The organism is Allobosea psychrotolerans, from assembly GCF_002917105.1.
In the GTDB taxonomy this organism is placed as follows: domain Bacteria; phylum Pseudomonadota; class Alphaproteobacteria; order Rhizobiales; family Beijerinckiaceae; genus Allobosea; species Allobosea psychrotolerans.
Map to the genome: position 1 here is coordinate 213,857 of NZ_PQFZ01000007.1, position 22,410 is coordinate 236,266.

At 66.9% G+C, this 22,410-nt stretch carries 15 protein-coding genes; 13 read left to right on the forward strand and 2 right to left on the reverse strand.

What is annotated here, in order from left to right; all coding sequences use genetic code 11:
• The first annotated feature begins 1 nt into the window (after position 1).
• The 9 genes from CYD53_RS14520 (at position 2) to CYD53_RS14560 (ending at position 14,831) form a co-directional block, all read left to right on the forward strand.
• Positions 2-697 (forward strand): GntR family transcriptional regulator, encoded by a 696-nt coding sequence (locus CYD53_RS14520; RefSeq protein WP_425428299.1) that lies wholly within the window; start codon positions 2-4, stop codon positions 695-697.
• 198 nt (positions 698-895) lie between these two features.
• On the forward strand, positions 896-1,894 hold the full coding sequence (locus tag CYD53_RS14525; protein ID WP_103718806.1) for a Bug family tripartite tricarboxylate transporter substrate binding protein: 999 nt from the start codon (positions 896-898) through the stop codon (positions 1,892-1,894).
• An 8-nt stretch (positions 1,895-1,902) separates the two neighbouring features.
• Positions 1,903-2,415, forward strand: a complete 513-nt coding sequence (locus CYD53_RS14530; RefSeq protein ID WP_103718807.1) for a tripartite tricarboxylate transporter TctB family protein — start codon at positions 1,903-1,905, stop codon at positions 2,413-2,415.
• Between the two features lie 95 nt (positions 2,416-2,510).
• The gene (locus CYD53_RS14535) at positions 2,511-4,034 is read left to right on the forward strand and encodes a tripartite tricarboxylate transporter permease (RefSeq protein WP_103718808.1); all 1,524 of its coding nucleotides are present in this window, start codon (positions 2,511-2,513) and stop codon (positions 4,032-4,034) included.
• A gap of 153 nt (positions 4,035-4,187) precedes the next feature.
• A complete protein-coding gene (locus CYD53_RS14540; RefSeq protein WP_103718809.1) occupies positions 4,188-7,127 on the forward strand; it encodes an FAD-binding and (Fe-S)-binding domain-containing protein in 2,940 nt (979 codons plus the stop codon).
• Positions 7,128-7,169: 42 nt separating this feature from the next.
• Positions 7,170-8,504, forward strand: a complete 1,335-nt coding sequence (locus CYD53_RS14545; RefSeq protein ID WP_103718810.1) for a beta-propeller fold lactonase family protein — start codon at positions 7,170-7,172, stop codon at positions 8,502-8,504.
• 127 nt (positions 8,505-8,631) lie between these two features.
• Positions 8,632-11,904 carry a hybrid sensor histidine kinase/response regulator gene (locus tag CYD53_RS14550; protein ID WP_103718811.1) on the forward strand — a complete coding sequence of 1,091 codons (3,273 nt, stop codon included), beginning with the start codon at positions 8,632-8,634 and terminating at the stop codon, positions 11,902-11,904.
• Positions 11,905-12,088: 184 nt separating this feature from the next.
• Positions 12,089-13,180, forward strand: a complete 1,092-nt coding sequence (locus tag CYD53_RS14555) for an NADH:flavin oxidoreductase/NADH oxidase (protein ID WP_103718812.1) — start codon at positions 12,089-12,091, stop codon at positions 13,178-13,180.
• A 157-nt stretch (positions 13,181-13,337) separates the two neighbouring features.
• Positions 13,338-14,831: a carboxypeptidase M32 gene (locus CYD53_RS14560; RefSeq protein WP_103718813.1), complete on the forward strand. Its 1,494-nt coding sequence runs from the start codon at positions 13,338-13,340 to the stop codon at positions 14,829-14,831.
• 98 nt (positions 14,832-14,929) lie between these two features.
• On the opposite strand, the gene CYD53_RS14570 is transcribed toward CYD53_RS14560, so the two are convergent.
• Entirely contained in the window at positions 14,930-16,315 is a 1,386-nt protein-coding gene (locus CYD53_RS14570) for an amidase (protein WP_103718814.1), read from the reverse strand.
• 167 nt (positions 16,316-16,482) lie between these two features.
• On the opposite strand from CYD53_RS14570, the gene CYD53_RS14575 reads away from it, so the two are divergent.
• On the forward strand, positions 16,483-16,962 hold the full coding sequence (locus CYD53_RS14575) for a hypothetical protein (protein ID WP_103718815.1): 480 nt from the start codon (positions 16,483-16,485) through the stop codon (positions 16,960-16,962).
• Between the two features lie 86 nt (positions 16,963-17,048).
• Here CYD53_RS14575 and CYD53_RS14580 read toward each other — a convergent pair whose 3' ends face one another.
• Positions 17,049-18,431, reverse strand: a complete 1,383-nt coding sequence (locus CYD53_RS14580; RefSeq protein ID WP_146055923.1) for a M23 family metallopeptidase — start codon at positions 18,429-18,431, stop codon at positions 17,049-17,051.
• A 531-nt stretch (positions 18,432-18,962) separates the two neighbouring features.
• Between CYD53_RS14580 and CYD53_RS14585 the strand changes: the two genes are divergently transcribed.
• The 3 genes from CYD53_RS14585 to tssL all read left to right on the forward strand — a co-directional run bounded on the left by CYD53_RS14585 (position 18,963) and on the right by tssL (position 22,407).
• Positions 18,963-19,307, forward strand: coding sequence for a hypothetical protein (locus tag CYD53_RS14585; RefSeq protein ID WP_103718817.1), 345 nt, complete (start codon positions 18,963-18,965; stop codon positions 19,305-19,307).
• Positions 19,308-19,489: 182 nt separating this feature from the next.
• The gene (gene tssK / locus CYD53_RS14590) at positions 19,490-20,827 is read left to right on the forward strand and encodes a type VI secretion system baseplate subunit TssK (protein WP_103718818.1); all 1,338 of its coding nucleotides are present in this window, start codon (positions 19,490-19,492) and stop codon (positions 20,825-20,827) included.
• The gene (gene tssL, locus CYD53_RS14595) at positions 20,824-22,407 is read left to right on the forward strand and encodes a type VI secretion system protein TssL, long form (protein WP_103718819.1); all 1,584 of its coding nucleotides are present in this window, start codon (positions 20,824-20,826) and stop codon (positions 22,405-22,407) included. Before tssK ends, tssL begins: the two co-directional genes overlap by 4 nt.
• The last annotated feature ends 3 nt before the right edge of the window (positions 22,408-22,410 follow it).

Sequence of the window (22,410 nt, forward strand, 5' to 3'; positions counted from 1 at the left end):
CATGGAGATTCAGCCAATCGAGCCAGGGGCGACACCCGCCGCCGCGGCGCCCCGGCCGGCCATCTCGCTGCATGACGGATTGGTGACGGCGCTGCGCGACTACATCGTCGAGGGCAATCTCGCCGATGGCGCGCGCATTCCAGAGCGCCTCCTCTGCGACCGCTTCGGCATCTCGCGCACGCCCTTGCGCGAGGCCCTGAAAGTGCTCGCCGCCGAAGGGCTGATCGACCTGCTGCCGAACCGCGGCGCGCGCGTGCGCGAGTTGAGTGCTGAGGATCTGCGCGAGCTCTTCGACGTGATGGGCGGGCTGGAGGCATTGGCCGGGCGCCTGGCCTGCGAGCGTATTTCGGATGCGGAAATCGCCGAAATCGAGCAAACACACCATGAAATGTACCGTTTCTATCTGCGCCGCGAGATGCATGGCTACTTCCAGTGCAACCAGGCGATCCATCGCATGATCGTCGAGGCGGCCGGCAATGCGACGCTGAGCGCGACCTATGCCAGCTTCGCCGGGCGCATCCGCCGCGTGCGCTATTCGGCCAATCTCGCCAAGGAGCGCGATCGCTGGGGCGAGGCGATGCGGGAGCATGAGGCGATCCTGGACGCACTGCGCCGGCGCGCCGGCAGCGAACTCAGCGACATCCTGTTCCAGCACCTGCGCAACAAGCGCAAGGCGGCGCAGGCAGAGGTCGCCTAGCAACCCCGCGTCATTGCGAGCGCAGCGAAGCAATCCAGGGGGACGTGGCGCGCGAAGGCTGGAATGCTTCGCTGCGCTCGCAATCATGGTTGGTAGTCATTTTGTGTCGTTGCAATTTTCAGATTGAATGCAGATTTTTTTGGTTCTAGGCTCCCCTCACGACGCCGTCAGAGCGCGACTTAAGGGAGGTTAAGGATCATGAAGCAGCATTGGCTTGCCTTCTCCACGTTGCTAACCGTATCCGCGTTACTTGCCGGCGTCGCGCCCGCAGCCGCCTGGGAGCCGACCAAGGCGATCGAGATCGTCGTGCCCTTCTCGGCCGGCGGCGCCTCCGACCAGATGGCCCGCACGATCCAGGGCATTATTCAGAAGAACCAGCTCACCACCCAGCCGATCATCGTCGTCAACAAGCCGGCTGCAGGCGGCGCCGAGGGCATGCTCGACATCCAGAAATCGGCCGGCGACCCGCACAAGCTGATCACCACCTCGAGCGGCATCTTCATGACGCCGATGGCGACCAAGCTGCCGCTGAACTGGCAGGACTACACGCCGGTCGCAATGATGGCGCAGGATTCCTTCCTGCTCTGGGTCAATGCAAAATCCCCCTACAAGACCGCGGCCGATTTCATGGCGGCGGCCAAGGCGGCGCCCGCGCCGCTCAAGATCGGCGGCACCTCGTCCAAGCGCGAGGACAATTTGCTCGTCTTCGGCATGGAGAAGAGCGGCGGCGTCAAATTCGCCTATATTCCCTATACCAGCGGCGGCCAGGCCTCGACCCAGCTTTCGGGCAATCATGTCGACGCCAACACCAACAACCCGGCCGAGGATCTGGCGAACTGGCGCGGCGGGGCGACCAGGCCGCTCTGCGTCTTCGCGGAACAGAAGATGGCCTATAGCGAGAAGGTCGCGGACGGCCTGTCCTGGGCCGACATCCCGACCTGCGCCTCGCAGGGGCTGAACGTCAGTTACCAGATGCTGCGCGGCATGTTCATGCCCGGCAAGGTGACGAAGGAGCAGCAGGCCTTCTATGTCGAGCTGTTCAAGAAAGTCTCGCAGAACGCGGAGTGGAAAGACTATCTGGCGCGCAACGCACTCGTTCCCGATTATCGCGACGGCGACGCCTTCGTGCAGTTCCTCAAGCTCGACGAGGACAAGCACGCCAAGCTGATGAGCGATGCCGGCTTCATGGCCAAGTGAGGCCTGCAATGTCCGGCGCTTCCGACAGCCAAGTCTCGCACAGTCAAATCCCGCGCGGCCTCTCCCGCCGCCCGGTCGAGATCACCACGGCGCTCCTCCTGATCGCGCTCGGCCTGCTCGTGCTCTATGATTCCTATGGCCGCGGTGCGGGCTGGGACAATGGTCCGCAGAACGGCTTCTTCCCGGCGCGTGTCGGCTGGATCTTCCTGGCCGCCTCGCTCTTCATCCTGGTGCAGTCCTTCCGCACCGAGAACCGCGTCTTCGTCACCTATGAGCAGCTCGGCCAGGTCGCGCGGGTGTTCGCGCCGCTGGTGCTGTTCGTGGCGCTGGTCCAGCCGCTCGGCCTCTACGTCGCCGCGGGCATCTTCATCATCGTCTTCATGAGCATCGTCGCGACCTCGCGCTGGTGGGCGATCGGGCTGACGGCGGTCCTCGTGCCGCTCGCCTGCTTCTGGGTGTTCGAACTGCAGTTTCGCGTACCGCTGCCGAAAGGCCCGTTAGAGGCCCTGCTCGGCTACTAGAGCAATCTTCCAATTGCCCTATCTCCTTGTTTTGTCGCGTTTTCCTGACGCGAACCGGTATCCACTTCGCTCGAAAACGCTGCTGAGGACAAGCGATGGATGATTTCTCCTCCCTGATGACCGGCTTCCAGGTCGCACTCTCCTGGCACAATGTCGGCTTCATGGTGATCGGCGTCGTGCTCGGCATCATCGTCGGCGTGCTGCCGGGCCTCGGCGGGCCCAACGGCGTCGCGATCCTGCTGCCGCTGACCTTCGGCATGGACCCGACCTCGGCGATCATCCTGCTCTCCTCGATCTATTGGGGCGCGCTGTTCGGGGGAGCGATCACCTCGATCCTGTTCAACATCCCGGGCGAGGCCTGGTCGGTCGCGACGACCTTCGACGGCTACCCGATGGCCGTGCAGGGCAAGGCGGCGGAAGCACTGACGGCCGCCTTCACCGCCTCCTTCATCGGCGCGCTCTCGGGCGTGATCCTGATCACGTTCGTGGCGCCGCTCGTCGCCTCCTTCGCGCTCAGATTCGGGCCGGCCGAGTTCTTTGCCGTGTTCCTCCTGACCTTCTGCTCCTTCATCGGCATGGGGCGCGAGAACCGCGCCAAAATCCTGGCCTCGCTCTGCATCGGCTTCCTGCTCGCGGCGGTCGGGCTCGATTCGATCTCGGGCGATCTGCGCATGACGTTCGGATCGACCGAATTGATGCGCGGCTTCGATTTCCTGGTCGTGGTGATCGGCCTGTTCGGCGTCAGCGAAATCCTGCTGACCGTCGAGGAAGGGCTGGTCTTCAAGGGCAAGCAGGCCAAGATCGACCTCAAGGTGGTGCTGCGGACCTGGGCCGGGCTGCCGCGCTATTGGGCGACGCTCCTGCGCTCGGCCATCGTCGGCATGTGGATGGGCGTGACGCCGGGCGGGGCGATCGCCGCCTCCTTCATGGGTTACGGCCTCGCCAAGCGCTTCTCGCGGCAGCCCGACAGCTTCGGCAAGGGCAATATCGAAGGCGTGCTCGCACCCGAAACCGCGGCCCATGCGGCGGGCACCAGCGCGCTCCTGCCGATGCTGGCGCTCGGCATTCCAGGCTCGGCGACGGCTGCCGTGCTGCTCGGCGGCCTGCTGGTCTGGGGGCTGCAGCCGGGGCCATTGCTCTTCGTCGAGCAGAAGCAGTTCGTCTGGGGGCTGATCGCCTCGATGTATCTCGGCAATCTCGCCGGGCTTGTCATCGTGCTGGCGACCGTGCCGCTGTTTGCGGCGATCATGCGCATCCCGTTTTCCTATGTCGCGCCGGTGATCCTGATCGTCTGCGCCATCGGCGCCTATACGATCTCGAACTCGATCTTCGACATCTGGCTGATGCTGGGCTTCGGCCTCGTCGGTTATGTCTTCAAGAAGCTCGATTATCCGCTCGCGCCTCTCGTATTGGCGCTGGTGCTCGGCGACAGGGCCGAGGACTCGTTTCGCCAGGCGCTGCTCGGCTCGGGCGGCAGCCTCAAGGTCTTCGCCGCCAACGGGCTGGTGACGACGCTGGTCGGGCTGGCGCTTCTCCTGCTGCTCTGGGGGCCGGTCATGGATGGTGTCGGCGCCTTGCGGCGACGCGGCCAGCCAGTCGCAGCGAAGGCGGCTGAATAGGATGGGTCCGTTATTGCGAGCGAAGCGAAGCAATCCAGGAGCCGTGGAGCGAGCCGTTCTGGATTGCTTCGCGGAGCCTGTACTTGGGCTTGCCGAAGGCAAGACCCGGATGCTCGCAATGACGATCGCTACCGGCGAGGCCGAGATACCACAATGACGCTGGCACAGCCTTTCGCCAAATCCCATTCCCGCAATCTCGGCCTCGAACGCCGCCTCGCCCAGACGCTGGAAGGCGAGGTGCGCTTCGACGCCTTCACGCGCGGCCGCTACGCCACCGACGCCTCGATCTACCAGATCATCCCACAGGGCGTGGTCTTCCCGAAATCGGAAGCCGATATCGCGGCCGCGCTGACGATCGCCGCCGAGCACGGCGTGCCGGTGATCGCGCGCGGCGGCGGCACCTCGCAGAACGGCCAGCCGATCGGCGATGCGCTGATCCTCGACATGAGCCGGCATTTCAACGCGATCCGCGACTACGACCCGGCCGCCGGCACGATCTCGGTCGCGCCCGGCCTCGTGCTGGAGGCGCTCAACGCGCATGTCCGGAAGGATGGGCTGTTCTTCCCCGTGGAGCCATCGACCGCCAGCCGCTGCACCATCGGTGGGATGACCGGCAACAACTCCTCGGGCGCGCGCTCGCTGCGCTATGGCAAGACGGTCGACAATGTCATCGCCATGAAGGCGCTGTTCCATGACGGCGAGCCCTTCGCGCTGGGCGACGGCTTTGCCGGAGACAATCAGTCGATCAGGGCACGCGACCTGATGACGCGGATGCTCAAGCTCGCCGACGGGCACCGAGCCGAGATCGAGGCGATCTTCCCCAAGGTTCAGCGCCGCGTCGGCGGCTATAATCTCGACGAGCTCCTGCCTGCCCGGCCGAACCTCTCGCATCTGCTGGTCGGCTCGGAGGGCACGCTCGCCATCACCACCGAGGCGACGCTGAAGCTCTCGCCGCTGCCGGCGCATCGCGTCATGGGGGTCTGCCATTTCCCGAGCTTCCGCTCGGCGATGGAGACGACGCGCCATATCGTGGCGCTCGGCCCGGTCGCGGTCGAGCTCGTCGACAACAATGTGCTCGTGCTCGGCGCCGACATCCCGCTCTTCGTGCGCACGCTCGCCGACATCACCAGGGGCGAGCCCAACTGCCTGCTGCTGGTCGAATTCGCCGGCGACGATCTTTCCGCGCTCAAGCACGATCTCAAGCGCCTCGACCAGTGCATGGCCGATCACGGCTTTACTGATGCCGTCGTCGAGGTGGTCGAGCCCGCCAGGCAGAAACCGGTCTGGGAGGTGCGCGAGGCCTGCCTCAACATCATGATGTCGATGAAGGGCGACGGGAAGCCGGTCTCCTTCATCGAGGATTGCGCCGTCCCGCTCGAACATCTCGCCGATTATACCGACGCCGTCACCGCGCTGTTCGAACGCCATGGCACGCGCGGCACCTGGTATGCCCATGCCTCGGTCGGCTGCCTGCATGTCCGCCCGATCCTGAACATGAAGGACGAGGCCGGGGTCAAGGCGATGCGCGGCATCGCCGAGGAGGCCTGCGAATTGGTGCGCAGCTTCAAGGGCTCCTATTCCGGCGAACATGGCGACGGCATCTCGCGCTCGGAATTCGTCGAGCCGATGTTCGGCGGCCCCCTCACCCGCGCCTTCGAGCAGGTCAAGGACGGCTTCGACCCCGACAACCGCTTGAACCCCGGCAAGATCGTGCGCCCGCTCAGGATGGACGATCGCAGCCTGATGCGCTTCGCACCCGGCTACGCCACGCCGATCCCGGCCGAGACGGCGCTCGACTGGTCCGACTGGGGCGGGCTCGGCGGCGCCGTCGAGATGTGCAACAACAACGGCACCTGCCGGAAGATGACCGGCGGCACGATGTGCCCCTCCTGGCGTGCCACGCAGGACGAGACGCATCTGACGCGCGGGCGGGCGAACAGCTTGAGGCTCGCCATCTCCGGCCAGCTCGGGCCGGACGCCTTCACCTCACCGGAGATGAAGGAGACGCTCGATCTCTGCGTCTCCTGCAAGGGCTGCAAGCGCGACTGCCCGACCGGCGTCGACATGGCGCGCATGAAGATCGAGTTCCTGCACCACTACCATCAGCGCCACGGTCTGCCGCTGAAGGAGCGCCTGATCGCCTGGCTGCCGCGCTATGCGCCTTATGCGGCCAGGCTCGCCCCGCTGATGAACCTGCGCGACCGCATTCCGCTGCTGGCGCGACTCTCCGAGCGCTGGCTCGGCTTCAGCGCGCGGCGCTCGCTGCCGGTCTGGCGCAGGGCCTGGACGCAAGGCGGGCGCTCCGCGACGCCGGGCGACGTCAAGGGCGACGGCCGCGACCTCGTGCTCTTCGGCGACAGCTTCAACCGCTATTTCGAGCGCGAGAACCTCGAAGCCGCCGAGCGCGTGCTGGCGGCCGGCAGCTATCGCCTGCACAAGGTCGAGCCCAGGGATGGTGGCCGGCCGCTCTGCTGCGGCCGCACCTTCCTCTCAGCCGGCCTCGTTGACGAGGCGCGCATCGAGGCGAAACGAACGCTCGAAGCGCTCGCCCCCTATGTCGCCAAGGGCGCGCGCATCGTCGGCCTCGAACCCTCCTGCCTGCTGACTTTCCGCGACGAATTCGGCGCAATTCTGCCCAAGGCGGAGGTCGAGCCGGTGGCGAGCGCTGCCTTCCTGCTCGAAGAGCTTCTGGCCGCCGACCTCAAGGCGGGGACAACCACCTTGCCCCTCAAGGACCAGGCCGGCCGCATCGCGCATCTGCACGGCCACTGCCACCAGAAGGCTTTCGCGGCGATGGGCGCGGTCGAGGCGACCTTGCGCGCCATTCCCGGCCTCGATGTCCGCCCGATCGAATCGAGCTGCTGCGGCATGTCGGGCGCCTTCGGCTATGGCGCGGCGACGATCGACGTCTCCTTCGCCATGGGCGAGCTCGCCTTGCTGCCGGCCGTGCGCAAGGCCGGCGCGGGTGACCTCATCGTCGCTGACGGCACGAGCTGCCGGCACCAGATCCATGACGGCGCAGGGCGCGAAGCGATGCATGTCGCGCGCGTGCTCGCCGAGGCTCTGGAGGACAAAGCCCGCCAGACAAGCTGATCAACGACCCGGCAAACGGGCGATCCAACGGGAGGAACGACCATGCTACGGACGACGCTTCTCTGCAGCGCGATGGCGCTCGGTTTCACGGCATATGCGGACAGGGGCATGGCGAAGGACTATTTTTTAGCGAGCGGACGCTGGGACAATGTCGTGCTGGTGATCGATCTCGACAAAGCGCTCGACCCCGCCAATGACGGCACGCCGAAGGCGGTGGTGAACCGCCTGCGCGTCACGCCCGATATCGAGGTCGACGGCAAGACCGTGATTTCAAGCGGCCAGCCGATCTCGATCGCGATCGCGCCCGACAACAAGCGCGCCTATGTCGTCAACCATTCCGGCCGCTCGACGCCTGCCGCAGCGGCCGCCTTCCAGCATGGCCATGCCGGCACCGTCACGGTCATCGACCTGGTGAAGGCGCTCGATCCGGCCAGCAACGACACGCTCGCCGCCGTCGCGGGCTATATCGAGACGGAAGGTTTTGGGCCGACCGGCTTCGCCATTGCGGCGGACGGCAAGCATGCGGTGCTCGCCCATGCCGAGCGCGAAGGCGACGAGGATGGCGGTCGCCATCTCAGCATCGTCGATCTCGCCAGCAACAGGGTGATCCGCAGGGTCGAACAGGCCTATGGCAAGCCGGGCTTCCCCTGCCCGCCCGATCCGGTGCCGCATCGCGCGCCCGATCCGAAATTCGGCTGCTTCCCCGACACCAATGGCGTGACGATCAGCCCGCTCGGCGGCGGCACGATCTTCGGGGCCAATGGCGGCACCGACGACATCACCGTGATGAGCCTGCAGAAGGCGATCGCCGGCGAGGCCGGCGCAGAGCTCGCACGCATCCCGGTGCAGGCCGGCGGCTTCGGCATCTCGGTGAGCCCGGACGGCAGGCTCGTCGCCCATGCCTCCCGCGAAAGCGCGCAGACCGACATCCCCGGCAACACGGTCTCGATCATCGATGTCGAGAAAGCCTTGTCCGACCCCGCCAAAGCCGAGGTCGCGCGCGTGCTGGTCGGCACCGACGACAAGGCCACTCCGACCCGGCCTTTCGTGGCGGCCTTCCTGCCGGACGGAAAGCGCATCCTCTCCACGCATTTCCGCGCCAACAACATCGACATCATCGATGTCGCCAAGGCGATCGCGGGTGGGCCCGCGACGATCCGGCGGGTCGAACTGAAGACGCCGGGCGGCGAGCCCTCGCGCCCGCGCGGCATCGCGATCACGCCCGACGGCAAATACGCCGCCATCACCGGCGCGCCCAAGGGCAAGCCGAACTCCAGCATCGTCTGGATCGTCGATCTCGCAAGCTATGAGGTGAAGGGCCGTGTCACCGGAATCGGCAATGAAAGCTACATGATCGGCGTGTTCCAGGCGCCGTAATCCTGACGCCACAGCCCTTTTCGCCATCCGGACAGGCGGCGCGCGGCCAAGCACGCCTTTGCGCTTGCCGTAATCTGCGATCCCGGCCACATGTCAGAGGTCTCTTAGAACTCCACCAGAGCGCCTCATGCTGGCCCCGCACGACCCATATGCTTTCCTGGAGAATGGCGGCGAGACCGGCGCACTCATCGCGCAATTCGACTGGTCGCGGACGCCGTTGGGGCCGATCGAGAGCTGGCCGCAGAGCCTGCGCACCACCACGGCACTGGCGCTCAGTTCGCCGCTACCGGTCGTGATGCTGTGGGGGCCGGAGGGCACGCTGATCTACAATGATGGCTATGCCGCCTTTGCCGGCAAGCGCCACCCTGCCCTGCTCGGCGCCAAGGTGCTGGAGGGCTGGCCGGAAGCGGCCGAACTCAACGCCCGCGTGCTCGACACCGTGCTCGCCGGCGGCACGCTCTCTTTGCGTGAACAGCGCCTCGCCTTGAACCGGCGCGGCGTGCCGGAGGATTGCTGGCTCGACCTCGACTACATGCCGATCCTCGGCGAGGACGGCCGCCCGGCCGGCGTCTTCGCCGTGGTCATCGAGATCACCGAACGAGTCCGCACCGAACAGCGGCTCAAGATCGCGCAGGAGGCCGGCGGCGTCGGCGTCTTCGAATGGTATCCCGAAAGCGGCCTGCTCGACGTCTCCGACGAATATCGTCGCATCTGGGCCATTCCGCCGGAGGTGCAGGTCACCGACGATCTGCTCGTCAGCCTGCTGCATCCCGATGACCGCGCCTTGTCGGGGCCGGAGCGCCTGACCGAGGCCAATCCCCTCGCCTATGCGGAATATCGCCGCTTCGACCCCGCCACCGGCGAGACCCGTTGGATCGCGCGACAGGGCGAGGCGGTCTCGACGCCCGAGAGCGGGCAGCGCCGTTTCGTCGGCGTCTGCTTCGACATCACGCCGCGCAAGGCGGCCGAGGACGCGCTGCGCGCCAGCGAGGCGCGCTGGCGCAATCTGTTCGAGCAGATGCAGGAGGGCTTCTTCATCGCCGAGGCGGTGCGCGATGCCGCCGGGACAATGGTCGATTTCCGCTTCGTCGAGATGAATCCGGCCTTCGAGGCGCGCACCGACGTCAGGATGGCCGATGCGATCGGCCGCAATGTCAGCGAGATCATCCCGAACCTGCCGCCCGAGCTGATCACGACCTATGCCATCGTGCTTGAGACCGGCAAGCCGGCACGCTACGAGATCAATGTCCCGTCGATGAAGCATCGCTGGTTCGAGGCGCGGGCAAGGCGCATCGGGCCGGACCGCTTCTCGGTGCTGTTCCTCGACATCACCGGCCGCAAGAAGGCGGAAGCCGCGCTCAGAGAAAGCGAGGCGCGCTTCCGCACGCTTTCGCAATCCATGCCGAACCATGTCTGGACCGCCAGGCCCGACGGCCAGCTCGACTGGTTCAACGAGCGCATCTACGCCTTCACCGGAGCGGCCCCCGGCACGCTCGACGGCGAGGCCTGGATGGCGGTGGTCCATCCCGAGGATGTGGCGAGCACCGCCGCCTCCTGGGAGAACGCCCGGCGCGACGGCACTCCCTACGAGACCGAATTCAGGCTTCGCCGCCACGACGGCACATTCCGTTGGCATATCGCCCGCGCGATGCCCGCCCATGACGAGCACGGCACGATCACGCGCTGGGTCGGCACCAACACTGATATCGACGCGCAGAAGACGGCGGAGGCCGCGCTTGCCGACCTCGCCGACACGCTGGAGGAGCGCGTCGCCGCTCGCACCGCCGAACTCGCCAAGGCCGAGGAGGCGCTGCGCCACAGCCAGAAGATGGAAGCCATCGGCAACCTGACCGGCGGCATCGCCCATGACTTCAACAACCTGCTGCAGGTCATCAGCGGCAACCTGCAATTGCTGTCGCGGGAGGTCGCGGGCGACGAGAGAGCCGAAAAGCGCGTCGACAACGCCATGGCCGGCGTCGCGCGCGGCTCCAAGCTCGCAGCCCAACTGCTGGCCTTCGGCCGCCGCCAGCCGCTGGAGCCCAAGGTCGTCAATGTCGGCCGCCTGATCCGCGACATGGACGACCTGCTGCGGCGTACTTTGGGCGACGCGATCGAGATCGAGAGCAGCATCGCCGGCGGGCTGTGGCACACGCTGGTCGACCCGGCCAATGTCGAGAATGCCATCCTCAACCTCGCGATCAATTCGCGCGACGCCATGGATGGCCAGGGCCGATTGACGATCGAGGCCGGCAACGCCTTCCTCGACGACGCCTATAGCGGCGCCCATCGCGACGTCGCTGCGGGGCAATATGTCCAGATCTCGGTCACCGACACCGGCTCGGGCATGAGCCGCGAGGTCATGGACCAGATCTTCGAGCCGTTCTTCTCGACCAAGCCGCAGGGCAAGGGCACCGGACTCGGCCTGTCCATGGTTTATGGCTTCGTCAAGCAGTCCGGCGGCCATGTGAAGGTCTATAGCGAGCCCGGCCAGGGCACGACGATCAAGCTCTATCTGCCGCGCTCGCTCCAGACCGAGGACATGCTGGTGGAGAGGGACGCAGGCCCGGTCACCGGTGGCAGCGAGACCATCCTCGTCGTCGAGGATGACGAGGCGGTGCGCGAGACCGTGATCGCGCTTCTGGGCGAGCTCGGCTATCGTGTGCTGAAGGCGCCCGACGCCCAGAGCGCGCTCGCGGTCATCGAGAGCGGGGTCGCGATCGACCTGCTCTTCACCGATGTCGTCATGCCCGGCCCGCTGACGAGTCCGGAGCTGGCGCGCAAGGCCAAGGAGCGGCTGCCTCAGCTCAGCGTCTTGTTCACCTCCGGCTATACCGAGAACTCGATCGTCCATGGCGGGCGGCTCGACGAGGGCGTCAACCTGCTCTCGAAGCCCTATGGGCGCGAGGCGCTGGCGCGGAAGATCCGCCAGGTTCTGGTGCAGGACGGCAAGACGCCGTCCTATGAGACCGTCCGGCCCCAGCCGAAAAGCGCTGCGCAGAAGGCGGCGTTGCAGGCCGCGACCGCCCCGGTGCCCGAACCGGCGCGCCGGAGCAACCTGACCGTGCTCGTCTGCGAGGACGACGCCATCATCCGCATGGACACCGCCGACATGGTCCAGGATCTCGGCCATGTCGCCATCGAGGCGGAGAACGGGCTGAAAGCGCTCGAGATCGCGACGGGGCGCAATGTCGACATCCTGCTGACGGATGTCGGCCTGCCCGATATCTCGGGCAGCGAACTGGCGCACAGGTTGCGCGCATTGAAGCCCGAGCTCGCCATCATCTTCGCCACCGGCCGCGACCAGGTCGAGGGCTTCGAAGGCGCGGCCCGCACCGCGCTGCTGAAAAAGCCCTATCGGCTGCACACGCTGGAGAAGATTCTCGGCTCGATCCTGGATTGAGAAGCGCCGCACGCCGTCTTCCGTATCGGAACATCGCTTGCGTTTGCAGCGCAGGGCGCGTGCAGGCTTGCGCATGGCCAGGCATGCTGCGCTGCGGCTAGACTTGCCCGAACGCGGACGAACCTGCCCCTTCGAAAGCCCGCTCCATTCCAAACCCTGCCCCATTCAAGGCGAACCGACCACGATGAGCCAGCTCTTCAGCCCCTACACGCTCGGCGAACTCACCCTCGCCAACCGCATCGTCATCGCTCCGATGTGCCAGTATTCGGCCGAGGACGGCCGCGCGACCGACTGGCACGTCATCCATCTCGGCCATCTCGCCTTGTCGGGCGCCGGGTTGCTCTTTCTGGAGGCGACGGCAGTCGAGCCGGAAGGGCGGATCAGCCCGTTCGATCTCGGCCTCTGGTCGGATGAGACCGAAGCCGCGCTGGCCAGGGCGCTCGCCGCCGTGCGCGCGCATTCCGATATGCCGATCGGCATCCAGCTCGGCCATGCCGGCCGCAAGGCCTCGGTGGCGCAGCCCTGGGCCGGCGGCGGCCAGCTCGGCCTCGACCAGGGCGGCTGGCAGACGGTCGCCCCCTCGGCTGTGGCCTTCGAAGGCCACGCCAGGGCTCCGCACGCCCTGACGACCGACGAGATCGCCCGGCTGGTCGAGAGCTTCGCGCTTGCCGCCAGGCGCTCGGCCAGGCTCGGCCTCGATGCGATCGAGCTCCACGGAGCCCATGGCTATCTGCTGCACCAGTTCCTCTCGCCGCTCTCCAACCGGCGCGAGGACACCTATGGCGGCTCGCTGGAGAACCGCATGCGCTTCCCCCTCGCGGTGTTCGATGCGGTCAAGGCGGTCGTGCCGTCTTCCCTTCCCGTCGGCATCCGTGTCTCCGGCACGGATTGGGTCGAGGGCGGCTGGGATATCGAGCAGACGCTCGTCTTCGCCTCCGCGCTGCAAGCGCGCGGCTGCAGCTTCATCGACGTCTCGGGCGGCGGCCTCTCGGCCGCGCAGAAAATCCCGCTCGGCCCGAGCTACCAGGTGCCGATGGCGCGCGCCGTGAAGCAGGCGACCGGCCTGCCGACCATCGCGGTCGGACTGATCACGGAAGCCGACCAGGCCGAGGCGATCATCGGCACGGGCGACGCAGACTTCGTCGCACTGGCGCGCGGCATGCTCTACGACCCGCGCTGGCCCTGGCACGCGGCCGCCCATCTCGGCGCGACCGTGAAGCCGCCCTTGCAATATCTGCGCTCTCAGCCGCGCCAGTACAAAAGCCTGTTCGGCTGAACCCGATCATTGACCTCAGCCCTCATCCCGAGGAGCCGCGCAGCGGCGTCTCGAAGGATACTCCAGAGCGCGCCGGATGATCCTTCGAGACGCATTCGTTCCGAACGCTCCTCAGGATGAGGGCTTTGGAAAACTGACGACAAGGGAAACACCAAGCATGACCGCCTATTCCGAGCTTGCCGATCATTTCGGCCGCATCGCCGCGCTGTCCAACGCCATCGGCATCCTGAGCTGGGACAATGCCGCGATGATGCCGACCGGCGCCGCCGCGACGCGGGCCGAGAGCATGGCGCTGCTCGACGTGCTGCGCCATGGCATGGCGGTCGAGCCGCGCATCGGCGACTGGCTGGGCGCGGCCGAGGCCGATGACGGGCTCGGTCCCTGGGAGCGCGCCAATCTGCGCGAGATCCGGCGGCTCTGGACGGTTCAGACCGCGCTGCCCGCCGATCTGGTGGAAGCGTCGAGCAAGGCGATCTCGGTCTGCGAGATGCGCTGGCGACAGGCACGCACGGACTCCGATTTCGCCGGGCTCCTGCCGTTCCTGAGCGAGGTCTTGAACCTGCAGCGCCAGATCGGCCAGGCGAAGGGCGAAAAGCTCGGCCTCTCGCCTTACGACGCGCTCTTGAACGACTACGAGCCCGGCGGGCGCTCGGAGAAGATCGACGCCTTGTTCGACGATCTCGCCGGCTTCCTGCCGGGCTTCACGCAGGAGGTCCTGGCGCTCCAGGCGCGCCGGCCCAAAGCGCCGGAGCCGCAGGGCCCCTTCGCGATCGAGAAGCAGCGGGCGCTCGGCCTCAAAATGATGGCGGCGCTGGGCTATGATTTCGAGCGCGGCCGGCTCGACGTCTCCACCCACCCGTTCTGCGGCGGGGCCGACAACGATGTCCGCATCACCACGCGCTATGACGAGAGCGATTTCGCCAAGGCCTTGATGGGCGTGCTGCACGAGACCGGGCACGCGCTCTACGAGCAGGGCCGGCCGCAAGCCTATATGAACCAGCCCGTCGGTCAGGCGCGCGGCATGAGCCTGCATGAAAGCCAGTCGCTCCTGGTCGAGATGCAGGCCTGCCGCTCAGCCGCGTTCATCCGCTTCGCGGCGCCCTTGATGCGCGAGGCTTTTGGCGGCTCGGGCCCGGCCTGGGAGCAGGAGGCCCTGCTGGCGCGCTACACCAAGGTCGAGGCCGGCTTCATCCGCGTCGATGCCGACGAGGTGACCTATCCGGCCCATGTCATCCTGCGCTATCGGCTGGAGAAGGCGCTGATCGCGGACGAGATGCCGCTCTCGGAACTGCCCTTCGCCTGGAATGCCGGCATGAAGACGCTGCTCGGCGTGACCCCGCCCGACGACCGGCGTGGCTGCCTGCAGGACGTGCATTGGCCGAGCGGCGGCTGGGGCTATTTCCCGACCTATACGCTGGGCGCAATGACGGCAGCGCAGATTTTCGAGGCCGCCTGCAAGGCCGAGCCCGAGATCCTGCCTTCGATCGGGCGCGGCGACTTCTCGCCTCTGGTCGGCTGGCTGCGCAGCCATATCCACAGCCAGGCCAGCCTCTACGAGACCGACGAGCTGCTGACCCACGCCACCGGCCGCCCGCTCGACGCCGGCGTGTTCAAGGCGCATCTGCGCCGGCGTTATGGCGGCGAAGGCTAGAGCGTTTTCGAGCGAAGTGGATACCGGTTCGCGTGAAGAAAACGCGTTAAAACAAAAAGCTAGAGCTGTTGAACGATCCAATCGGATCGGAAACTGCTCTAGTCTTTGCCGCCAGAGACCACCGGCATCGGAAACCCGCCGAACGCCTGCTCATAGACCGCCCCCAGCGCCAGCAGGCGGTCGTCGCTTCCTTGCGGCCCGATCAGCTGGAAGCCGATCGGCATGCCGTCCGGGCCCGGCCTCGCCGGCAAGGTCAGCCCCGGCAGTCCCAGCGCATTGGCGAAGGCGGTGAAGACGGCGTGACCGCGCGGGCCGACCGATTGCCCGTCGATCACCTCCGGGTGCGTCTGCCCGACCGGCCAGGGCTGCGCTGCCGTCGCGGGCGTCAGCAGCAGGTCGAAGCGGGAGAAGAGCGCCTCGAACGCCTCGCCAGCCGCCTCGATCGTCCGCAGCATGCCGAGATAGTCGCTGGCCGAATGGCCACGGCCGCGTTCGGCCATGGCGGCGATCCCGGGTTGCACGGGCGCGTCCCGCCCGAGCTTGAGATGCGCGTCGAGCAGCCAGGCCACACCGGTTTCGCTGACGACCGACCAGATCGCATTGACCGGCTCGGCCAGGGCGAAATCATCCAGGCGCTCGACGCCATGCCCGAGCCCGGCGAGGCGCTCGGCCGCACCGGCGACGCTGGCAGCGATCGCCGGATCGACCGGCGCCTCGCCGAAGCGTGGAATGAAGGCGATCCGCTGCCCAACGGGCGGCGCAGCCACCTCCCCCGCGTCAGCGATGATGCGCAGCATCGCGCAGACGTCGCCGACGCAACGCCCGACCGGCCCCACCACCTCGAAAGCGTCGAGGATTGCCGGAAAGCCATGCCGGCGCGGCACCAGCCCGCGCGAGGGCTTGAGGCCGATCAGACCCGCATGCGCCGCCGGTCGGCGGATCGAGCCGCCGCCATCGGTGCACAGCGCCAGTGGCCCGATGCCCGAGGCCACGGCCGCAACCGCCCCGCCGCTCGACCCGCCAGGCGTCAGGCTTAGGTTCCACGGGTTGCGCGTCGGGCCGAAGAGCGCGTTGTCGGTGACGCCCTGCACGGTGAATTCCGGCACATTGGTCTTGCCGAGGATGACGGCCCCTGCCGCGCGCAAACGGGCGACGGGGGTCTCGTCGCGTTCCGGCACAAAATCGGCGTAGCAGGCGCTCCCCCAGGTGCTGCGCAGGCCGGCGGTCAGGATGTTGTCCTTGATCGTCAGCGGGACGCCGTCGAGCGGCCCAAGCGCTACGCCACGCGCCCAGCGGCCAGCGCTGGCCCACGCCGCCGCCTGCGCGCCCGCCCGGTCGAGCGTGACGACGGCGTTGAGGAGCGGATTGACGGCGTCATGGCGCTCCAGGACCGCTTCCAACGCCTGGACCGGCGTGGCGCGCCCCGCCGCGAAAGCCTGCGCGAGTTGCCCGGCTGTCAGGGCCCAGAGTGGCTGGTCGCTCATTGGAAAGGCGCTCCGCAATCATCATACCGGGATAGCCTCCCCCGACTGGGAAACGCCGTCATTCCAACCGCTAAGCCATGGCTGCTCATCCGACAACGGGGCTTGAAACGGGGCGCGATTAGGATTTGAATCAAGTTCCCGCTCAGGGCCACGCTAGGGAGAACGCAATGCTGAGGACTTTGATAGTCGCATCTGCTTCCGCCATCGCCGTCGCATCCGTCTTCGCTACGCCGGCCTCGGCGCTGACGATGAAGGAATGCAGCGCGAAGTATCAGGATGCCAAGAAGGCCAATACGCTGAAGGGCCAGAAGTGGAACGATTTCCGCAAGGCCCAATGCGGCGACGACGACGCCTCCGACAACGATGCCGCAGCAGCCGTCGCCGATCCCGCACCGGCGCCCGCAGCCACGCCCGCTGCAACGGCCACCGGGCAGAAGCCGGCAGCGGCGCCCGCCCGCGCCAAGGCTGCGGTCTTCCCCAGGGTCGTCTCGCCGAAATACTCCGAGGAATCGCCCGGCAAGGCCCGGCTGAAGACCTGCGCCGACCAGTACAACGCCAACAAGGCGACCAATGCCAATGGCGAGCTGAAGTGGATCGAGAAGGGCGGCGGCTACTGGAGCCAGTGCAACGCCAAGCTCAAGAGCTGAGCAGAGCCGCCACGCGAAACAGCTCGGCCCCGGATCCTGTCCGGGGCCGTTTTTATGCCGATGCGCCAGACATCCCGCGCTCACATCTATTGGGTCGCATAGATCCGTTCCCCGACCCGGATGAAATGGGTGGGGTCGTTGGGCTCGCCATTGATGCGCGTCTCGTAATGCAGATGCGGGCCCGTCGAGCGCCCGGTGCTGCCGACGAGCCCGACCACCGTGCCGAGCGCGACGGGTTGGCCCACGGCGACGTTTATCGCCGATAAATGACCGTAGCGCGTGGTGATGCCGTTGCCATGATCGATGATGACGAGATTGCCGTAGCCGCCGCCGACGCCTGCCGTCTGCACCACGCCTGATCCCCCGGCATGAACGGGAACGCCGATCGGCGAGCGGAAATCCGTGCCGGCGTGGAAGCGGGCCTCGCCGGTGAACGGATCGGAGCGCGTGCCGTAGGAGCTGGTCATCAGCCCGGCGCTGCCCGGGATCGGCCGGAAGAACGGCACGGCGTTCGCCGCCGTCCTGAGCCGACCCAGGACCGAAAGCGTGCGCCTGATCTGCGCGACATTGCTCTCGAAAGGGCCGCCGCCGAAATCCTTGGTCTCCGGCAGCAGGTTGGCGACCTGCCCGCGCACGAGCGCAGCCGTGGGCACGAATTTCTCGGCGTCGAGCCCGACCTCGGAGAACGCCTGGCGCAATTGCAGCAGGGTCGATTGCGAGCGCTGCGTCAGGCCGTTGAGCGAACCCAGCTGCACCTTCTCGAAACGGTCAATCGCATGTTCGAGATAGGTCACACGCTCGGGCGCGGGATAGCTCGGATCGAGAATGGTGAAGGTCGATTGCGGCGCGGCGCGCTGCACCGAGGCCGCCTTGATCGGCGCCCCGCCGGCCTCGCCGAACTTCACCGGGCTCGCCCCGTCGGGCACGCGGGTCTGGTCGGCCAGCGCGGTCAGCATCGCCTGGCGCGCCTCCAGCGCCGCCTGGCGCAGCATCAGATCGGCGATGCGCCCCTCGACGCCGTCACGCTCCAATCGGGTCTGCCGGGCGAACCGGTCGAGCTGGGTACGGAAGACCACCAGCTTCTGCTCATAGGCGAACTGCATGTCGCTCTGCTGCGCGACGAGGCGGGCCGAGAGCTTGTCGCCGAAGATCAGGGCGCTGGTCGCGATTGCAGCCCAGCCAGCCAGCAGCACGAAGGCGACAAGGACAAGCGCAATCGTCGCCGGGCCAATCGTCATGGTCCAGCGCGGCCGGCCCGGCCGCGAGAGCCTGGCCGCCTTGTCGCGCTTGTCGGATTTGCCGTCGCCCGGGGTTGCGGCTTCGGCCTTGCGCATCTGCGCCTGGGCCTTCGCCTCGGCGGCAGCAACCTTTGCCTCGGCGGCAGCCCTGGCCTCCGCGGCCTTTGCCGCCTTCATCCGGGCAGCAACGCGCTCGGCCGCTGTCTGCGGTTTGGACGGGGCGGAACTCAAGGCCGGGCTCCTCCAAGCATGTCCTGGAAAACGGCGCGCGCGATTCTCTGCCGAGCCGGGCGAAAGTCAACGCCGCAACGATGCTTCAGGCTGGCAGCCCCGCCACCTGCCGAAAGGGACATGGAGCCCATTTCCTTATACGGGGGGATCTTTGACTTTACACAACGCAAAGGCAATCCGCCGCAATAGCCTCGCCAAGATACCGACGATTGTCGATTCGGGGCGCGAATTGTCAATCGATTGCGTAATTGACATGACACGCGTCCCGTTGAAACACTCCAAGCAATCTTTCTCTAGGTTCGGCCATGTCATCACCTTGCGACATCACCGTGTTTCCCCAGCATGCGAGGCGGCCCGGAGCGAGGTGATCCGGCGCTTCAACGCCAGGGATTAAGGACCAGGTCACGCGCAACGCCGAGAGACGCGCCAGATATGTGAATGAATTCAGGGTGCTACAGGAGAGAAGCCCCTGGACGGACTCGACCTCTCAGACTTGGCCTCTCATCGCCTTCCGCCGCAAGGAGCCCTGCCATGACCGCGACCCTGCCTCCCGAACAATCCGCCCTCGACCGCGAGATCCTCGACGAGTTGTTCGAGATCGTGCCCGACGAGTGGAACGCTTTCCTGCTTTCGGTCGAGCCGCGCAAGCTCGACGGCGACGGGCAGATCGTCACCATCGTCAACCCGGACATCGCCGGGGCGGAAATCCCCGCGACAGAGGCGATCCGCATCTGCGTCGCCAAGCTTGCGGCCTTCTTCACCCGCGAAAAGCGCAGCTGGGAGCGCCTGACCTATGCCGCCTTCGCCGACGAGGCCGGCACCTGGCGCGTCAAGATCACCGCACCGCTGCCGCCCCCCACAGCGCCGGCCGCATGAGCGCACTGGGACCGGCCGTGGTCAAGATTAGGCACGCGGTGCTTTCGTGCTTGTTCCGCTGCATTGCGCCACGTTACGATGCGTGAGCGCGGCTGAAATAAAGTTTGCCGGCTGCGTGACGAAGCGGGATGCGCCGCTTACGCCTTGATCTGGAATCATGACGATGGCTCGAAGGCTCGGCGATGTCTTGGAACAGTAAGGTCGTCTGGGGCGAAGGACTTTTTCTGCGGCCGCATCATCTGCAGCAGGCGGACCGCTATCTCGAAAACCTCGTCGATGCGCGCACGCGCTTCGTCACGCCTTACCCCTGGGGCTTTTCGACTCTCGAGATCGACCGCGACCTTGCCCAGCAGAGCCGCTTCGGCCTGCGCCGCGCGGCCGGCATCCTGCCTGACGGCACGCCCTTCGACATTCCCGCCCACAGTCCCCTGCCCGCTCCCATCGACGTGCCGGACGCCGCCGCCAAGCAGTTGCTCTGGCTGACCATGCCGGTCGCGGCAGCCAATACGCGCGAGGTCGACGAGCCGACGAGCGCCACCGCCAGTCGCTATGTCACCGCCAGTGAGATGCTGATCGACTCGACGGCCGCCATGCGCGTCGAGGAGGAGATCGACGTCGCCTATCCCCGACTCGGCTTCGATCTGCGCAAGACCACCAAGCCCGGCTATGTCAGCTTGCCGATCGCCCGCATCGTCGAGGTGCGCGACAAGACCATCGTCTTCGACGACAAATTCATCCCGCCGGTGCTGATCGCCTCGGCCTATCCCGCGATCGACGGCTGGATCGACCGCGCCATCGGCTGGATCGAGGCCAAGCTCGAGGAGCTGGCGCGCTATGCGGCGGATCCGACGGCCGGCGGCGGCCTGCAGAGCGCCGATTTCTTCGTGCTGCAATTGCTCAACCGGCACCTGCCGGTGCTGCAGCATTTCCGGCATTCGCGCTATATCCATCCCGAGCGGCTCTATGAGGAGTTCGTGCGAATGGTCGGCGAACTCGCGACCTTCGCCACGCCGGAGCGCCGGGCGCGGACCTATCCGCGCTACGACCACGACAATCTCGAACTCGTCTTCGAGCCAATCCTGCGCGACCTGCAGGATTTCCTCAGCGCCAGGCTCGGCCGCCGTGCCATCCGGCTCGAACTGATCGAGCGCGCGCCCAACGCCTTCGTCTCGACGATCCGCGACCGCAGCCTGTTCCGCAACGCCAATTTCGTGCTGGAAGTCGCGGCACGCCGACCCCTGATCGAGATCCAGCTGCAATTCCCGCAGCTCTTCAAGATCGGCCCGAACACGAAGATGAACGACATCGTCAACGCCCATCTGCCGGGCGTCGGGCTCAATCACATTCCGACCCCGCCGCCGCAGATCCGCGCGGTCGCGGACCATGTCTACTTCCTACTGGACAAGAACTCTCCACTCTGGCCTGAATTCAGCACGGCAAACGCGATCGGCCTGCATTTCTCGGGCGACTGGCCGGAACTGCAGCTCGATCTCTGGGCGATCCTCGGAGACAGGCGATGACCGAGCCCAAAGACCCGTTCGAACCTGCCTACAACCCCAATGAGCGCACGGTCGTGCGGCCCAATCCCGGGGGCAGGCGCCCGGTCGCGCCGAGCCCGCCCAGCTCGCAGCCCGAGCAGCCGGGCCCGTTCACGCCGTCGGCCTATCCGCCCCCGCCCGCCTCCTACCATCCGGCCTCGGGCTACCAGCCGCCGCCGAGCTACCCGCAGGCAGACCCCAACGCCGCCGCGCAGGACGCCTGGGCCGATGCGCCGCGCCAGAGCTATCCGCAGCCGGCCCCGCCGCCCTACCAGCCGCCACCGGCGCAGAGCTACGCTCCCCCGCCCCAATCCGCGCCGCAACCGCAAGCACCAGGCTCCGTGCCGCAGGTCGCGCCGCGCGAGATGCCGGTGGCGCCCAATGAAAATCCGATCATGAGCGCGGCCGCGCCGATCCTGTCGATCCTCGGGCGCCTGCGCGTGGCCCTGGCCTATGCCTCGTTCAGCCAGTTGATGGACCAGGTCGCCGGCGCGATCCAGCGCTTCGAGGCCGACGTCACCGGCGCCGGCATCGGCCAGGAGCAGGCCAAGCAGGCGAAGTACACGCTCTGCGCCACCGCCGACGACATCGTCCAGAACATCCCGGCGCAGGATCGCCAGCTCTGGACCCAGTACAGCATGCTGAGCCGCTTCTTCGGCGAGCGCACCGGCGGCATCCGCTTCTTCGAGGAGCTCGACCGGGCCAAGCAGGACCCGATCCTGAACTACAACTTGCTGGAGCTGCAGCACGCCTGCCTGGCGCTGGGCTTCCAGGGCGTGCACCGGACCTCGGCCGGCGGCCAGGCGACCTTGCAGACGATCCAGCGCAATCTCTACGAGACGCTGCGGCGCGTGAAGCAGCGCGTCAATCAGGAGCTTTCGCCGCGCTGGCAGGGCCAGGACATGGCGGCACGCGGCACGACCGTGCGCATCCCGTTCTGGGCGATGGCCTCGCTCGCAGGCCTCCTGCTGCTCGCCATGTACCTGACCCTGCGCTCGCTCCTGAGCTCCGGCAGCGATGCGGTGATCGACGATGTCGGCCGCATCTTCCCCACGACCGACGTCTCGATCGAGCGGCGCGTCGTCCAGCCGATCAAGCCCACGCCTCCGCCGCCGATCAAGACGACGCAGCTCGAGCGCATCCGCGCGGCGCTGGCGACCGAGATCGGTGAGCAGAAACTGGCGGTGGATTCCGTCTCGACCGGCATCATCGTGCGCGTCAACAGCTTCGCCTCCTTCGAGCCCGGGAAGGCGACGGTGATCGACGCCTTCCGCCCGCTCGCCAAGCGCATCGCGCAGACGCTGGAGAAGGAGCCCGGCCAGATCAGGGTCACCGGCCATTCCGACAACACGCCGATCAAGACCGTGCGCTTCGCCAACAACTACGAATTGTCGGTCGAGCGCGCCAAGGCCGTCGGGGTCCTCCTCGCGGAGGATCTCAGCGACAAGAAGCGCATCCTCCCCGACGGCAAGGGCGACACCGCCCCCATTGCCTCGAACGATACGATCGAAGGTCGCGCGCGCAACCGGCGCGTCGACGTGCAGATCCCGCATGAACGCTGACCT

What these genes read in the sequence shown, in the direction of transcription:
- CYD53_RS14520 (WP_425428299.1), top strand. Translation starts at nt 2, where the DNA reads ATGGAGATTCAGCCAATCGAGCCAGGGGCGACACCCGCCGCCGCGGCG.
- CYD53_RS14525 (WP_103718806.1), top strand. Translation starts at nt 896, where the DNA reads ATGAAGCAGCATTGGCTTGCCTTCTCCACGTTGCTAACCGTATCCGCG.
- CYD53_RS14530 (WP_103718807.1), top strand. Translation starts at nt 1,903, where the DNA reads ATGTCCGGCGCTTCCGACAGCCAAGTCTCGCACAGTCAAATCCCGCGC.
- CYD53_RS14535 (WP_103718808.1), top strand. Translation starts at nt 2,511, where the DNA reads ATGGATGATTTCTCCTCCCTGATGACCGGCTTCCAGGTCGCACTCTCC.
- CYD53_RS14540 (WP_103718809.1), top strand. Translation starts at nt 4,188, where the DNA reads ATGACGCTGGCACAGCCTTTCGCCAAATCCCATTCCCGCAATCTCGGC.
- CYD53_RS14545 (WP_103718810.1), top strand. Translation starts at nt 7,170, where the DNA reads ATGCTACGGACGACGCTTCTCTGCAGCGCGATGGCGCTCGGTTTCACG.
- CYD53_RS14550 (WP_103718811.1), top strand. Translation starts at nt 8,632, where the DNA reads ATGCTGGCCCCGCACGACCCATATGCTTTCCTGGAGAATGGCGGCGAG.
- CYD53_RS14555 (WP_103718812.1), top strand. Translation starts at nt 12,089, where the DNA reads ATGAGCCAGCTCTTCAGCCCCTACACGCTCGGCGAACTCACCCTCGCC.
- CYD53_RS14560 (WP_103718813.1), top strand. Translation starts at nt 13,338, where the DNA reads ATGACCGCCTATTCCGAGCTTGCCGATCATTTCGGCCGCATCGCCGCG.
- CYD53_RS14570 (WP_103718814.1), bottom strand. Translation starts at nt 16,315, where the DNA reads ATGAGCGACCAGCCACTCTGGGCCCTGACAGCCGGGCAACTCGCGCAG.
- CYD53_RS14575 (WP_103718815.1), top strand. Translation starts at nt 16,483, where the DNA reads ATGCTGAGGACTTTGATAGTCGCATCTGCTTCCGCCATCGCCGTCGCA.
- CYD53_RS14585 (WP_103718817.1), top strand. Translation starts at nt 18,963, where the DNA reads ATGACCGCGACCCTGCCTCCCGAACAATCCGCCCTCGACCGCGAGATC.
- tssK (WP_103718818.1), top strand. Translation starts at nt 19,490, where the DNA reads ATGTCTTGGAACAGTAAGGTCGTCTGGGGCGAAGGACTTTTTCTGCGG.
- tssL (WP_103718819.1), top strand. Translation starts at nt 20,824, where the DNA reads ATGACCGAGCCCAAAGACCCGTTCGAACCTGCCTACAACCCCAATGAG.